The sequence below is a fragment of the Dethiosulfovibrio russensis genome (assembly GCF_021568855.1).
GTDB classification, from domain to species: Bacteria; Synergistota; Synergistia; order Synergistales; family Dethiosulfovibrionaceae; genus Dethiosulfovibrio; species Dethiosulfovibrio russensis.
This window is the reverse complement of record NZ_JAKGUG010000004.1, coordinates 284,089-298,373: the sequence shown is the minus strand read 5'-3', so window position 1 is coordinate 298,373 and position 14,285 is coordinate 284,089. Positions and strand designations below refer to the sequence as shown.

The following is a 14,285-nucleotide window of genomic DNA, read 5'->3' as shown; positions in this document are numbered from 1 at the left end:
CATGGCGAAGGATATGTCCTCCAGGCAGCTTAAGGGGAAGCAAAAGGGAGCCATTCTCATGGTTACCCTTGGCAACGAAGTTGCCGCCAAAACCTATAAAAACCTGGACGAGACCAGCATAGAGGTACTTACGTTGGAAATAGCCAACCTCAGGAAGATCTCCTCCGAACAGAGGTTGGCCGTGCTGAAGGACGCCCAGGAAATTATACTGGCCCGTGAGTATATGTCTCAGGGCGGCGTCGACTATGCCAGGGAAGTCCTCGAAAAGGCCCTCGGTCCCGAAAGGGCTCAGAGCCTTCTCACCAGGATCACCGCCAGCCTTCAGGTTCGCCCCTTCGACTTCATGCGCCACAGCGATCCTCAGCAGTTGATAAGCTTTATACAGGGCGAGCACCCTCAGACGATAGCTCTCATATTGTCCTACCTCACTCCGGAGCAGTCAGCCGCGGTAATAGGTCGACTTTCAGCCAGCATGCAGGCCGAGGTCACCAAAAGGGTCGCCAAGATGGACCGCATAACTCCGGAGGTCCTCCGGGAGGTGGAGCGAGTGTTGGAGAGAAAGTTCAGCACCATCATCGGCCAGGACTTCACCATGGCCGGGGGCATCGACTCGGTGGTGGAGATCATCAACCGTGTCGACCGCGGAACGGAGAGAAACATCATGGAAAACCTGGAGGAGAACGACCCGGAGCTGGCCGAGGAGATCAAGCGCCGTCTGTTCGTCTTCGAGGACATCTCCGGACTGGACGACCGCTCAATCCAGAGGGTACTCCGCGAGGTGGAGATGAAGGACCTCGGCCTTGCACTCAAGGGTGCTACGGAGGACCTCAAGACCAAGTTCACCAAGAACATGTCTCAGAGAGCGGCCGACATGCTTACCGAAGACATGCAGTACATGGGCCCCGTCCGTGTAAGAGACGTGGAAGAGGCCCAGCAGAAGATCGTCAACGTCGTCCGTGCTCTGGAGGACGCCGGAGAGATAGTCATAGCCAGAGGCGGGGAGGAAGAACTGATTGTCTGATTCCTCTCGTCGCCGTCTTATCCGTGCCGTTCGGCTCGTACCGGAGGCGGTGCGCATAGGGATGGCTCCTGTAGAACCTGAAAACTCCGAGGTTGAATCGGAGAACATCGGAGAGGCGGGACTCCTAAAAGAGGAGGCGGAACGTTGGCGCTCCTCCTGCGAGAACCTAGAGGATCGTCTTCGTGCTTCCGAGGAGAGACTGCGATCTCTTCAGGCCCAATGCGACGAAAAAGAGGCTGCGAGACAGAGGGAGATTGTCGAACTTCGAGCTAAAGTCGAGGAAGACGGTAAAAAGGCCTGCGAAGAAGGCAGGGCCAAAGGGTTTTCCGAGGGGCGAGAAAAAGGTCTCTCTGAGGGCAGAGAGGAGCTTGAAGCGAAGATAAGGTCCGAGATGGAGCAAAAACTATCCGGAACCATCGACCTCCTCAACGGAGTCCACAAGCAGATACAGACCAACCTGGAGGAACTTCTAGCGGCAAACCCCTACCGCCTGGTACGACTTTGGCAAAAGGTGTTGTCTCGTCTTCTGATCCGGGAGGTCGCCTTCGATCAGGAGGCGGCTCTCCGTCTTCTCAAAGGACTTTTGTCCAGAGCCAGCGAAAAGGAGGACCTCAGGGTCTACCTGAACCCGGACGACCTGGACCTGATAGAGTCCCAGAAGGGCAACTTCGGAGACCTTGTTAGAGGAATCCGCAACATAGAGTTCATGGCCGACGACGAGGTCGACAAGGGAAGCTGCATAGTCGAGACCGGCCTCGGCATATACGATGCCAGATGGCGTACTCAGTTGGAGCAGATCGGAGTGGAGGTCGAGGGAGTCCTGATGGAGGGAATGTCCAATGACGAAGACCGTTGATTTCAGACACCTTCTGGATTCGCTGGATTCCAGGCTATCCCAGAGGGACCTGGTCAGGGTCAACGGACGGGTCACGAAAGTCGTCGGACTTGTGGTCGAGTCCAAAGGGCCGGATGTCCGGGTCGGCGATCTCTGCGACATAAGGTTCAGAAAGGGACGAAAAAATCTGGAAGCCGAAGTCGTGGGGTTTCGAGACGATCGGGTCCTTCTTATGCCCCTCGGAGAGCTGCGTGATATAGGGCCGGGATGCGAGGTCGTCTCTATGGGGCGTCCACTGGGAGTCAACGTAGGTCCTGGACTGTTGGGAAGGATACTCGACGGACTGGGACGCCCTATGGACGAAAAAGGTCCGGTCGGATCCAGTGAATTCTACCCTCTCTACGCCACCCCGCCCCATCCTCTTAGAAGACAGAACATATCGGAACCGCTGCCGGTAGGGGTCAGGGCGGTCGACGGAGTACTGACCCTCGGCAGAGGCCAGCGAATAGGCATCTTCGCCGGATCGGGAGTCGGAAAAAGCACCCTTCTAGGCATGATGGCCCGAAACACCGAGGCGGAGATAAACGTTATAGGTCTGGTAGGAGAGCGTGGTCGAGAGGTCCGGGAATTCATAGAGAGAGACCTGGGGCCGGAAGGACTAAAGAGATCGGTCCTAGTCGTGGCGACCTCGGACCAGCCTCCACTTGTCAGACTCAAAGCGGCCTTTACCGCCACGGCCGTCGCCGAGTATTTCAGGGATCAGGGCAAAGACGTGCTCTTGATGATGGACTCGGTCACCAGGGTGGCCTACGCCCAAAGAGAGGTCGGGCTGGCTGTGGGGGAACCTCCGGCTACCAGAGGCTACACCCCCTCGGTGTTCGCCCTCCTGCCCAGACTACTGGAGAGAGCCGGTGCGGGAACCAGGGGAAGCATAACCGGAATATACACCGTTCTGGTGGAGGGAGACGACATGAACGAGCCAGTGGCCGACTCGGTCAGAGGTATTTTAGACGGACACGTCGTCCTCTCCCGAAAGATAGCGGCCAGAAACTTCTACCCCTGCATAGACATCCTCAACAGCGTCAGTCGAGTCATGCCCTCCATAGTCGACAAAGGACACCTCGACGGAGCCGGACGGATCAGGGAAGTACTGGCCAGATACGCCGAGGCGGAGGATCTTATCGCCATAGGAGCCTACCATAAGGGATCCAACCCCCGAGCGGACTGGGCCCTGGACAACCTGGGAGATGTAGAAGCCTTTCTTCGTCAGGGAATCGGCGAAGCCTCCTCCTTCGAGGAAACGGTGGGAATAATCTCATCCATAGCCTCTAAGGGGATGACCGGTCGTTGAAGGACAGAATAGATCGGTTTCGGAAAATCCTGAAGGCCAAGGAAACGGCGAGAGACCTGGTCAGAAAAGAACTGGCTGAACTTAAGAGGCAGGAAGAGGCCTTTTTGGACCATCTCAGAGAACTGAGAGACGAAAAGCTTGAATATATACGCCGGTTCGAGAATATAGCCAGCGGAAACGTGACCATAGAGGGCCTCCGTATAGGAAGCGAGGACATCTCACGAACGGAGGACCGAATAAAAGAGGGAATAGTAAAGGTCCTGAGATTGAGAAAAAAGATGGAGACGGTAGAGGCCGCTTTGCTGGAGAAACACAGGGACGTCCGTAAAGTGGAGACCTATCTTTTGCAGATGGAGCTTCAGTGGGAGAAGGAATGCCTGAGAAAAGAGCAGATGGCTGTAGACGAGATCGCCGGGATGCTCCACCACCGCAGAGGAGAAAACTGAGCTCGTCCAGGGAGGGCTGAAGATGAGACACATATCGGGACCGGACTTTCAGGGAATACGCGAGGTGATGGAGCGTATAGGCCACCTTCGCCGTAAGATGGGAATCGAGACGCCTCCTTCATCGGTCGACTTCGATTCCGCCCTAAAGGAAGCGGAGGGCAATAAGGCGGTCGAGTCGAAGGACAAGGAAAGCTCGAACCTTCGAGACGACGGGCTCTCCGGGGCCGGAAGCATAGTCAGAAGCATGGTCGCCTCCTCGGGAGACTCCTTCAAAGACACCGCTTCCGCCATAGCCCGACGCTACGGCGTCGACGAAAGACTCGTCCACTCGGTTATCTCGGTGGAATCGGCCTGGCGTCCCGATGCGATCTCCCCTAAAGGGGCCGTAGGACTCATGCAGCTCATGCCGGGCACCGCTAAAATGCTTGGTGTCGACCCGGACGACCCCGTTCAGAACATCGAGGGCGGCGTCAAGTATCTGTCTCGGTTATCCGAGAAATATAATGGAGACCTCGAGAAAACCCTCGCAGCCTACAACGCAGGTCCCGGAAGGGTCGATTCCTACGGAGGAATACCTCCCTTCAGGGAGACGGAAAACTACGTCCGCAAGGTGTTGGGACTCTACAGAGGATAACGGAGGTCCGATATGGCTGAAGATAAAAACGTACAGGATCCCATAGACGAGGGAAAGGGAAAGCGTAAAGAAAAGAAGAAACCCGAGTCGAAAGGACTTCGCAGACTCATGCTCCTGTTATTCCTCCTCGTAGGGGTGGCAGGAGCGGCTATAGGGCTTCAGTTCAGCGGGGTCTGGGACGCCAGGCCTCTTTTGTATTCCATAGTGCCCAAACTACCCTACGTGGGAGATCAGCTCTCGGATCTTATGGACGTTCCGGAGATCTATACCATGACGGTGGAGGAAAGACGGCGGTACGAACTTCGCCTTTGGGAGGACCGTCTGACTGAAAAAGAGCTCTCGCTGGACGAAATGGAACGAAGGCTGAAAGCCCTCTCCTCGGACCTCTCCGCCAGGAAAGACAGCCTGGAGTTAGCCGAGGCTCGGATAGCCTCCATGGACCAGAAGCCCGAATCGGATAAAGAGCTTTCGGAGATCGAAAAAGCCGATTTCGAGAGGGTAGTCCGTACCTATCAGGAGATATCGGCCCGTAGAGCGGCGAAGATCGTAGAGAGCCTGGACCCGTCTCTGGCGGTTAAGATACTGAGGGCTTTGCCCGAAGACGACAGTGCTAAAATACTTGGCCGCATGGACGCGGCGAAAGCGGCGTGGCTGACGGAACAGCTGGCCTCGAAGAAACGGTAGGTGAATCAGGCCATGCTTATCGGTGCCGAAAACCTGTTTCAGTCATCCAAAAGAGGCGATCCTCCGAAAAGCTCCGTCAAGTCGGAGGTTCTTTCTTTCGGTGTGATGAAAAACTCCTCGTCCGAAGACACCGGGAAATTCGAGGAGCTTCTATATCGAGAGGACTCGATACCGTCGACGAAACCCGGCGGCGAAGAAGTCGGATCGACCACTACCTCCGTGTCTGAGGTAGTAGGGCAACTGGACTCCTATTCCAGAGGGGAAAACCGCCTAAACATACCGTCCTTTGTCGATCCCACCGGAAGAAACGTCGGTTCCCTGGTTATAACCCAGGCGGAACCTTCCGTTTCCCAGGTAGCTTCGGATGGTGCCACAGAAGAGGTTCTGGATGGCGAGAAGGACGACGCCTTCGTCTTGGAAAACGTGGACGCCCTTTTAAACGACCTCATAGGCCCTCTCGGTCCCTTAAAGAGCATTCCGAAAATAGACCTAGACCTATCCACGTCGAAGGCCGACGTTCCGTCCGAAAAGCAAACCACCCAGGCGGAGGCCACGGAAACGACGGAGCCCCGACCTCAGGTATCCTCTCCCTTTAAAGCGGCAGAAGGTGGTTACGCTTCCTCCGTCGTAGCAGAGAATCCAGAGGTTCCGGTCCAAAGTCAGAGGGGAAACTCAAAAGTCGAAGGAACCGTCTCAATGCAGCCGGAAGGCTCTGCTAAAAGGCCCGACGTGGCAACTCTGGCAGGGCCAGAAACGCAGTCTACCCAGATCGTGGCTTTCGAAACTACTCAGCTGAAAGAAGCTACCTCCGATGCAGTTCGGACTCTGGCCGATGGCAAGGTAAGCTCTGAAACCGTAACGCCTCATACCGTGGGTCCGGAAACGATGGAGCCTCGAACTCAAGTCTCCTCTTTCTTTAAAGCGGCAGAAGGTGGTTACGCTTCCTCCGTCGTAGCCGAGAATCCAGAGATTTCGGTCCAAAGCCAGAGGGGAAATTCAAAAGTCGACGGAACCGTCTCAATGCAGCCGGAAGGCTCTACAGTTCCGACCGGATCGCCCCTCGGTTCGGTTAAAACTGAGGTCGTATCCATGGAACAACCAGGAACTTGGACCTCCAACGATGCCGGATTCGAGACGGCAACACCTAAAAGGCTCGACGTGGCACCTTCGTCAGGGCCAGAAACGCAGTCTACCCAGATCGTTAAAGCGGCAGAAGGTGGTTACGCTTCCTCCGTCGTAGCCGAGAATCCAGAGATTTCGGTCCAAAGCCAGAGGGGAAATTCAAAAGTCGACGGAACCGTCTCAATGCAGCCGGAAGGCTCTACAGTTCCGACCGGATCGCCCCTCGGTTCGGTTAAAACTGAGGTCGTATCCATGGAACAACCGGGAACCTGGACCTCCAGCGAAGCCGGATTCGAGACGGCAACACCTAAAAGGCTCGACGTGGCACCTTCGTCAGGGCCAGAAACGCAGTCTACCCAGATCGTTAAAGCGGCAGGAGATGGTCACGTTTCCCCCGTATTAGCCGAGAAGCCAGAGGCTCCGGTCCAAAGCCAGAGGGGAAATTCAAAATTCGAAGGAACCGTCTCGAGGAATACGGAAGGCTCTACAGTCCCGACCGGATCGCCCCTCGGTTCGGTTAAAGCTGAGGTCGTATCCATGGAACAACCAGGAGCCTGGACCTCCAGCGATGCCGGATTCGAGACGGCAACACCTAAAAGATCCGACGTAGCACCTCCGGCAGGGCCAGAAACGCAGGCCACCCAGACCGTGGCTTCCGAGATTGCGAAGCCGGAAAAAAACACCTCCGGAACAGTCCGGACTTGGGTCGATGGAGATGTTGCAGCAAGGACCGCCGAGCCGGTTCAGCGGTTTCAGGAGGCAGCTTCGAAACCGAAGTCGACCTATGGCCCTTCGGATACGTCGAAAGATGTCGTCACGATCGACACGGAGTCGCAAAAGCCGAAGCCGGAAAAAACCGCTGGTCCGAACGCACTGTTCGCCTCCAGCTGGTCTCCCGAGGACTCCGACCGAAAGGATCAGATATCATACGTCAAAAAAGACGAAGAAAACTCTCTGCCGACGGTACAGGACGAGGCTGAAATCGCCGAAAAAAATTCAGAGGGTATCTCGAAGTCGACCGATAAAAACGAAAAGGAACCTATCGCCCAAAACGACATGAGATCCTACGGCAAAGAGGACACAGGTAAAGATCAGGGAGTCGATCCATCGTCACGCTCTGCCGGGGAACTGAACGGCCCTGGCACCTCTCGAACTGCCGTAACCAACGCTCAAACGGCTACACGCAGCATACCCCTCCCGGGCAGAGGTCCCGAAATTCTGCCTCAGGGGTTGGCGCAGGTAGTGAGGCAGGTCGCTTCGGACGGCACTCAGAGAGCCTCCATAGTGGTCGACCCTCCTGCTTTGGGCAGAATCGAGGTGGAGGTTCACGTAACCCCATCGGGAATGGAGGCCTCTTTCAAGGTCGACAGCGTCCAGGTCAGGGAGATGATAAAGCCTCAGATACCTCTCCTTCAGGACATGCTGGCCCAACAGGGAATCAGCGCCTCCTCTGTAAACGTCGACGTTCGTCAGGGAGACGACAGACGCTCTCCCTGGAGAGACTCGATACAGTCCGTCAAGGGCAGAAGAGGAAGGACAGAGGATGACGACGAAGTTTCGGAGGACTCTATAGTGACTGTAGCCCGGATAGACCTGGAGCGAGGGATGCTCCAGTGGTACGCCTAAAAACTTAGGCAAGGAGGTCGGATACACTATGACTACGGTAAACCCCTATTCCTCGGCGTCCTCCAGCTACACCGCCGGTCAGTCGAGGGAGATAAAAAGCGCCATGGACAAGGACGACTTTCTTAAACTCTACATAGAACAGCTGAAAAACCAGGATCCTCTGGAGCCCATGGACACCAACGAAATGGCGGCCCAGTTTTCCCAGTTCACCACGGTTGAACAGCTCATGAACATGAACAGCAGCATGGAGGAAATGCTCTCCTTACAGCTGGGCAACGCCGTGAGCTATATAGGGTTCGAGGTGACCTACTCTCATGCCTATCAGGACGACCAGGGCAACCAGCTGACGGAGGAAAAGACGGGTATAGTCCAGTCCATATCCCATGAAAACGGATCTGTCGTACTGAAGATGACCGACGGTTCCGAGGCGGACATAAGCAGGATAATCTCCGTGGCTCTGCCGGGAACGGAAAGCGCTTGAAACATACGGCAATGAATTTCTGTAAGATGACGGAATTGAAGGCCCACCAGGGAAGGCGGGATGGAGAGCCAGGCAACGGACTGCCGATCTCTCAAAAGTTTAAAGGAGGTCGTTTTCTATGTTGAGGTCTCTCTTGACCGGAGTAAGCGGTGCCAAGGCGCACCAGAAAAGACTGGACGTGGTTGGTAACAACATCGCCAACGTGAACACAGTTGGATTCAAAAAATCCACCGTGGTATTTCAGGACCTTCTCTCTCAGACCGAGAGAGGAGCTATGGCTCCCGATGGAAACGTGGGAGGGGTCAACGCAAAACAGGTAGGCTTAGGTGTCCAGGTAGGAGCCATAGAGACGATCCACACTCAGGGAACAGTGTCTCAGACCGGCAACAGAACAGATATGGCCATCCAGGGCGAGGGGTATTACGTCGTAAGAAACGGAGCGGAAAACCTCTACACCAGGGCCGGCCAGTTCGTGCTGGACTCGAACTCCGACCTTGCCATGTCAGGAACTGGCTACAGGGTTCAGGGCAACGAGATGACCGTCGACGAGGACGGAGTGATCTCCACCGGCTCGGAGCTCAGCGACATAAACATACCCATAGGCAGAAAAATGGAGGCCAAGGCCACTTCGACCGTTGGCTACAGGTGCAACCTGGACAGCCGGGTGGACCCCTATCTTCCTCTCGGTATACCCGACGGGGTCAAGTTCTCCTCGGAGATACTCGGCTCTGAGTACACCATCAGCGTGGCGGAAGGGGAGGACGTCTCGGACTTCATAAACATAAGGCTGGAAAACGAGGCCGACGGCAGTGTAGAGACCCTCCGTTTCAGCTTCGAGGGAGTGCAGCAGAGCAGCCACGACGAATCCACCTACTATCCCAAGCTGGAGCTTGTGGGGTCATCCGGTCACACCGTAAACTACGACGCCGCCAAGGGAGAGCTTTCCATAGACGGAACCTCCATCCCTATGAGTGCCTACATGAACTATCAGGCCGTAAGCATAGAGGACAGCACCGGAACCACCCACACCTACCTGGCGGAGATAACCGAGATAGGCAACAAGGCCCAGGTTCGTCTCTGGGGAGAGGGAAAGAACGAGAGCACCGGAGCCAGCCAGGTGGATTACTTCCAGTGGAACGTGCTCAAGACCGAGGACGGCCTCTTCGACCCGGACTCGACCCTCAAGATGACCACCGGCGAGGACAGCGAATTTCCCGATCCCGTAAGCCTCTTCCTGGAGATTGACTCCTCCGGAAAGGCCCTCAACTTCCGGGGTAACGTAAGCCCTATAATAGGGCCAGCCACAAGTAACAGTGGGGTGAATAAAGAGGGAGATACGACCGTTACTCCTGCTTACACGGTAACTTCGACAGATGGAACCTCTGCTACCGCTGACATAACCTATAGATTTCAAGAGGGAACTACTATTTCCGATTTTATTACCCTTGACTTAGCTGATTCGGGTATCGGTGTTGGTGGGACGATAAATCTGGCTTTTAAGGGGGTCTCCGAGGACGGTAACGTCATCCTTCAACCGAGTCCTTCCACCGTTTCTTTATCTGCCTCGGATCCCGATGATGATACTGCGGTGATTGCTCAGGATCACGAAGTTGTCTATAACCCGGAGAAGGGGACTTTGTCGCTCGTGAACGAGGACACAGGCAAGACTACGTGGACCTACAGCGACTTCAATTTCCAGACCACCGAGATAAACGGAGCCCAATATCTGGTCGATTACAGTAGCAGCGATGGTACCGTCGGTAACTATGGAGATACTGTTACCCTCTGGGGACCTAACGATATGGGGGTTATGACGGCTTTTAACATGGATCTCACTGCTGGCGATGTTACCTTTAATTCCGGTACTTCCGAGTATTCAAGTGCTAGTGGTGCTGGGGCTACGTTTGCCTCCAGCTTTGCCGGTGGGGCAAAGGTAACCGTCAAGCCCTCTCCCACCGATCCGTCCAAGCTGATCTTCACCTACGACGGAACCGACGGGGGCAAGCCAGTCTCCTCCATAAGAGAGGGATCCGACAGCGTCCACGAGGGCAAGGGCACCGTATACGACAGTCTCGGCAACGAGCACACCCTTGAGGTCGTCTGGAAGAAGGTCGGCAGCAACGCCTGGAGCTGGGAGGCATTCCTGCCGGACGAGCCGGAGCTCAAGCTCTCGGACAACAAGGGAGTTATAAGGTTTTCCTCCGAGGGCAAACTGCTCTCCGGCGGCGAGAACACCATCTCCATAGGGTTCTCCGCAATAGGGGCCGACGATGCCGACGTGGTGTTGGATTTCTCCGGTAAGTCTTTCGATAAAGAGGAGATAGAAGGAGTTACCCAGTACGGATCGGCCTTCACCACAAAGCCCTATACTCAGAACGGTTACAGTATGGGAGTGCTTGAGGATTTTTCTGTCTCCAATGACGGAACCATAATCGGGATCTACGACAACGGTCAGAATCGGGGGCTCTACAAGATGGCCCTGGCTATGTTCGCCAACCCTCAGGGTCTGGTGAAGACCGGCAACACCTGTTTCTCTAAGTCCATAAACTCCGGAGAGCCTTCCATCGTCAACGCCATGGTCGAAGGAGCGGGAACCATAGCAGGAAGCTCTCTCGAGTACAGCAACGTCGACATAACCGATGAGTTCACCGATCTTATAACCACCCAGAGGGGTTTCCAGGCCAGCGCCAGGGTCATCACCACCAGCGATTCCGTTCTGGAGGAGCTTCTGAATCTCAAGAGATAGTTTCTATGAGGTAAGTTAAAGGTCGGAGGCGCTTAAGGTGATAGAGGTATCCAGACTCAACGGCTCGGTGTTCGTGTTGAATGCCGACCTAATAGAGACCGTGGAGGCCAATCCCGACACTGTGGTCACCTTGTTGAACGGCCACCGTTACGTCGTGAAGGAAACTCCCGGTGAGATAATGGAAAGGGCGGCGGCCTATCGGGCCAAACGAGGGCTGCCGCTCTCTTTGACGTAGCGGTGTCATCGGTTTATCATTGAGGTGATACTCGACTATCTGAAAAAAATGGAGGCCTGACCGTGGATCTGGCGACAATCATCGGACTTTCTCTTTCTTTGATATTGGTCGTGGGAGGTATAGTGGTCGGAGGCGAGGCCGCTGCCTTCGTGAACCTGCCGTCCATGCTGATAACCATAGGCGGAACCATGGGGGCCGTGATAATGGCGAACCCGATGGATCGTATCAAAAAACTGGGAAAGATCACCAGGGTCGCCTTTTTCTCCCAGACTCCTGATTTGGTCTCGTTGGTTCAGACCATAGTCAGCTTTGCCGAGAAGGCCAGGCGAGAGGGGCTGCTGGCCCTCGAGGCCGACGCCTCCGAACTGGACGACGAGTTCCTGGCCAAGTCCATTCAGCTCGTCGTGGACGGCACCGATCCCGAGCTGGTCAAGGCTATCCTCGACACGGAGATCAGCGTTTTGGAGGAGCGACATGCATCCAACAAGGGAATGTTCGACACAATGGGAGAGCTGTTCCCCGCTTTCGGTATGTTGGGAACGCTCATAGGTCTCATAGCCATGCTCAGAAACCTGGACGACCCGGGCTCTCTCGGGCCGGGGATGGCGGTCGCCCTCATAACGACCTTTTACGGTTCCTTCATGGCCAACATCTTCGCTTTGCCTACATCGGCCAAGCTGGCCGCCAGGTCCTCGGAGGAGACGGTGGTCAGGGAACTTATGGTCGAGGGGGTCCTGGCTATTCAGGCCGGAGAGAACCCCAGAATAGTGGAGGAAAAGCTCAAGGTCTTCCTTCCTCCGGAGCAGCGGAAAGAGCTTGAGGAACGGCACGATAACGAAAAGGGCGGAGAGGAATAGCCCATGGCTAGAAAAAAGAGGCGGAAAGAGGAGAAAGGCGGCGCCGGATGGCTTGCGACTTACGGAGATATGGTTACCCTGCTCCTTACCTTCTTCGTCCTGCTTTTCGCTTTTTCGTCCATAGATGTGGAGAAGTTCAAGAAGATGATGGTCTCCTTCCAGGGCGCATTGGGGGTCTTGGACGGAGGTAAATCCCTTCAGGAGGACCCCTTGCCTTACGGAGGTTCCTCCGGCTACGACGCCGGAGAGGAACGTCGTCAGACCCAATCCACGTTCCAGGTGGACAGGGAGCTCCGTTCCTTTTTGAAGGATCAGGAGATGGAGCAGGATGTGTCGGTGATAGTTGACCAAAGAGGCGTAACCGTGTCTCTGTCGGATCAGCTTCTGTTCCCTCTGGGAGGGGTCGATATACGTCCCGAGGGCAAGCGTCTGCTCGCTAAGCTGGGTGAGTTCCTTAAAGGGAGGATTCCCGCTCTGGCGGTAGAGGGACACACCGACGACAGGCCTCTTAGAGGCGGTCCCTACAGGGATAACTGGGGGCTTTCCGCCATAAGGGCCGCTATAGTGGCCTCCTATCTGGTGGATGCCGCCGGAATCTCCCCTTCGATAGTGCAGGCGGTAGGCTACGGTCCTTTCCGTCCGGTGGTACCAAACGACAGCGATGAAAACAGGTCCAGAAACAGACGGGTGGACCTGGTTATTCTCTCTAAGTACCCTAAGCAGTGACGGCGGGGGAGAAGGAGGTCTATATGCTCAAGAGGATTTTATTGATAGCGGTCATAGCCTTGATCGCCCTCGCCCTGGGTGCCGGGGGAGGTTATTTCATGGGGCTTCGTTTCGGTGCCGAGGAGCGGAGCGTTACCGGGGTCTCAAAGGATCTTGAACGTCCCGGGCCCATAGTCGATTTTGGCGATTTCGTCATAAACCTGGCGGACAAAGAACCCCATCTGGTAAACTTCGAGCTGGCCCTTGAGGCGTCCGGCACCAAGGCGGAGACTATCCTGACCGATGGAGGCTGGAGAAGCCACATCAGAAACGAAGTGCTCCTTACGGTGAAAGACCACATCGTCGACGATTTCAGGAGTGCAGAGGGAATCATGGAGCTCAGCGACGACATGAAGCGCCGTGTCAACGCCATACTGCCGTCGGTGGATGGCAAGGTCGCGGTAAGAAGGGTTCTTTTCAGAAAGTTCGTCACTCAGTAGTCCGTGGTCCGTTATGCTTGAAAGGTGGTGAGATCCGGTGACTCCCGATGTACTGTCTCAATCGGAGATAGACTCCCTATTGGACGTCCTTACCAGCGGAGAGGTCGATTTCGAGGAGATATCCCAGGCTTCGGCGGAAAAGAACGTCAAGGGTTACGATTTCCGTCGTCCCGACAAGTTCAGTAAGGACCAGCTCAGGGCTATTCAGATGATTCACGAGTCCTTCAGCAGACAGCTCACCACCAGTCTGTCGACCATGGTCCGCTCTATCGTGACCTGCGAGGTCGCATCGGTGGATCAGGTCGCCTACGAGGAGTTCGTGCGCTCCATGGTTCAGCCCACCGTAATGGGCGTTCTGGAGATGTATCCTCTTGAGGGCAACGCCGTGGTGGAGATGAATCCCAACCTGGTTTTCGCCATAATCGACCGATTGCTGGGCGGAAAGGGAGAGGTTTTCGGAAAGCCAAGGGATCTGACCGATATAGAGTCCACCGTTATAGAACGGGTTTTCATGAGGATGCTGGAGCTCCTCGAGGACAGCTGGAGCACCGTCATAGACGTTCGCTTCCGTTTCGAGAGCATGGAGAGCAATCCCTTCTTCGTCCAGATCTGTCCCGGCACCGACATGGTTTTGCTGGTTACCTTGAGGGTCAGCATAGGCGATGTGGAGGGTATGGTCAGCCTCTGTATACCCTATTTCGTCATGGAACCGGTTATGGATAAGCTCAGCTCTCAGATCTGGTTCGCATCCACCGGCAAGAACAAGGACCAGGATCATAGAGGGTTCCTTACCGCAAGTCTTGGAACGGTGAAGGTTCCGGTCCATCTGGAATTAGGAGACACGGTTTTATCCCTGTTCGATGTCATGAGGCTTCGAGTCGGCGACGTTATTCGTTTGGATTCGATGTTGGACGATCCCGTCATGGTTCGAGTCGGGAGCAGGATCAAGTTTACCGGACGTCCGGGAACCGTTGACGGACGTTATTCCGTGGAGGTTATCGAGGTGGCGGACGACGGCTCGAGCGAGGAAGAGGAGGAGTAA

The 14,285-nt window shown here is 55.4% G+C and carries 14 protein-coding genes; all 14 read left to right on the top strand.

The features are described 5' to 3' along the window. Nucleotide 1 precedes the first annotated feature (1 nt). The 14 genes from fliG (at nucleotide 2) to fliM (ending at nucleotide 14,285) form a co-directional block, all read left to right on the top strand. Nucleotides 2–1,021, top strand: coding sequence for a flagellar motor switch protein FliG (gene fliG, locus L2W48_RS06525; RefSeq protein ID WP_236098081.1), 1,020 nt, complete (start codon nucleotides 2–4; stop codon nucleotides 1,019–1,021). Beyond that, complete coding sequence (locus L2W48_RS06520; RefSeq protein WP_236098082.1) at nucleotides 1,014–1,877, top strand: FliH/SctL family protein; 864 nt, start codon at nucleotides 1,014–1,016, stop codon at nucleotides 1,875–1,877. Before fliG ends, L2W48_RS06520 begins: the two co-directional genes overlap by 8 nt. Then, entirely contained in the window at nucleotides 1,861–3,207 is a 1,347-nt protein-coding gene (gene fliI, locus L2W48_RS06515) for a flagellar protein export ATPase FliI (protein ID WP_236098083.1), read from the top strand. Before L2W48_RS06520 ends, fliI begins: the two co-directional genes overlap by 17 nt. Continuing rightward, nucleotides 3,204–3,653 (top strand): flagellar export protein FliJ, encoded by a 450-nt coding sequence (locus tag L2W48_RS06510; RefSeq protein ID WP_236098084.1) that lies wholly within the window; start codon nucleotides 3,204–3,206, stop codon nucleotides 3,651–3,653. The genes fliI and L2W48_RS06510 overlap by 4 nt, the downstream gene beginning before the upstream one ends. Before the next feature lie 22 nt (nucleotides 3,654–3,675). Next, on the top strand, nucleotides 3,676–4,287 hold the full coding sequence (locus tag L2W48_RS06505) for a lytic transglycosylase domain-containing protein (RefSeq protein WP_005658974.1): 612 nt from the start codon (nucleotides 3,676–3,678) through the stop codon (nucleotides 4,285–4,287). 12 nt (nucleotides 4,288–4,299) lie between these two features. Beyond that, nucleotides 4,300–4,971 (top strand): MotE family protein, encoded by a 672-nt coding sequence (locus tag L2W48_RS06500; protein ID WP_236098085.1) that lies wholly within the window; start codon nucleotides 4,300–4,302, stop codon nucleotides 4,969–4,971. Beyond that, the gene (locus L2W48_RS13095; protein ID WP_236098086.1) at nucleotides 4,972–7,719 is read left to right on the top strand and encodes a flagellar hook-length control protein FliK; all 2,748 of its coding nucleotides are present in this window, start codon (nucleotides 4,972–4,974) and stop codon (nucleotides 7,717–7,719) included. Nucleotides 7,720–7,747: 28 nt separating this feature from the next. After that, nucleotides 7,748–8,200 (top strand): flagellar hook capping FlgD N-terminal domain-containing protein, encoded by a 453-nt coding sequence (locus L2W48_RS06490; RefSeq protein WP_005658967.1) that lies wholly within the window; start codon nucleotides 7,748–7,750, stop codon nucleotides 8,198–8,200. Nucleotides 8,201–8,318: 118 nt separating this feature from the next. Further along, nucleotides 8,319–10,946, top strand: coding sequence for a flagellar hook-basal body complex protein (locus L2W48_RS06485; RefSeq protein WP_236098088.1), 2,628 nt, complete (start codon nucleotides 8,319–8,321; stop codon nucleotides 10,944–10,946). Nucleotides 10,947–10,983: 37 nt separating this feature from the next. Next, on the top strand, nucleotides 10,984–11,181 hold the full coding sequence (locus tag L2W48_RS06480; protein WP_236098089.1) for a flagellar FlbD family protein: 198 nt from the start codon (nucleotides 10,984–10,986) through the stop codon (nucleotides 11,179–11,181). 62 nt (nucleotides 11,182–11,243) lie between these two features. Further along, nucleotides 11,244–12,038 carry a motility protein A gene (locus tag L2W48_RS06475; protein ID WP_236098090.1) on the top strand — a complete coding sequence of 265 codons (795 nt, stop codon included), beginning with the start codon at nucleotides 11,244–11,246 and terminating at the stop codon, nucleotides 12,036–12,038. 3 nt (nucleotides 12,039–12,041) lie between these two features. After that, nucleotides 12,042–12,764, top strand: coding sequence for an OmpA/MotB family protein (locus L2W48_RS06470; RefSeq protein WP_236098092.1), 723 nt, complete (start codon nucleotides 12,042–12,044; stop codon nucleotides 12,762–12,764). A 23-nt stretch (nucleotides 12,765–12,787) separates the two neighbouring features. Further along, nucleotides 12,788–13,243 carry a flagellar basal body-associated FliL family protein gene (locus tag L2W48_RS06465; RefSeq protein WP_236098095.1) on the top strand — a complete coding sequence of 152 codons (456 nt, stop codon included), beginning with the start codon at nucleotides 12,788–12,790 and terminating at the stop codon, nucleotides 13,241–13,243. A gap of 37 nt (nucleotides 13,244–13,280) precedes the next feature. Further along, nucleotides 13,281–14,285 (top strand): flagellar motor switch protein FliM, encoded by a 1,005-nt coding sequence (fliM, locus tag L2W48_RS06460; RefSeq protein ID WP_236098097.1) that lies wholly within the window; start codon nucleotides 13,281–13,283, stop codon nucleotides 14,283–14,285.

Excerpts from the sequence above, each read along its gene's own strand:
- fliG (WP_236098081.1), top strand. The coding sequence starts at position 2 with ATGGCGAAGGATATGTCCTCCAGGCAGCTTAAGGGGAAGCAAAAGGGA.
- fliI (WP_236098083.1), top strand. The coding sequence starts at position 1,861 with ATGACGAAGACCGTTGATTTCAGACACCTTCTGGATTCGCTGGATTCC.
- L2W48_RS06505 (WP_005658974.1), top strand. The coding sequence starts at position 3,676 with ATGAGACACATATCGGGACCGGACTTTCAGGGAATACGCGAGGTGATG.
- L2W48_RS06500 (WP_236098085.1), top strand. The coding sequence starts at position 4,300 with ATGGCTGAAGATAAAAACGTACAGGATCCCATAGACGAGGGAAAGGGA.
- L2W48_RS06490 (WP_005658967.1), top strand. The coding sequence starts at position 7,748 with ATGACTACGGTAAACCCCTATTCCTCGGCGTCCTCCAGCTACACCGCC.
- L2W48_RS06485 (WP_236098088.1), top strand. The coding sequence starts at position 8,319 with ATGTTGAGGTCTCTCTTGACCGGAGTAAGCGGTGCCAAGGCGCACCAG.
- L2W48_RS06470 (WP_236098092.1), top strand. The coding sequence starts at position 12,042 with ATGGCTAGAAAAAAGAGGCGGAAAGAGGAGAAAGGCGGCGCCGGATGG.
- L2W48_RS06465 (WP_236098095.1), top strand. The coding sequence starts at position 12,788 with ATGCTCAAGAGGATTTTATTGATAGCGGTCATAGCCTTGATCGCCCTC.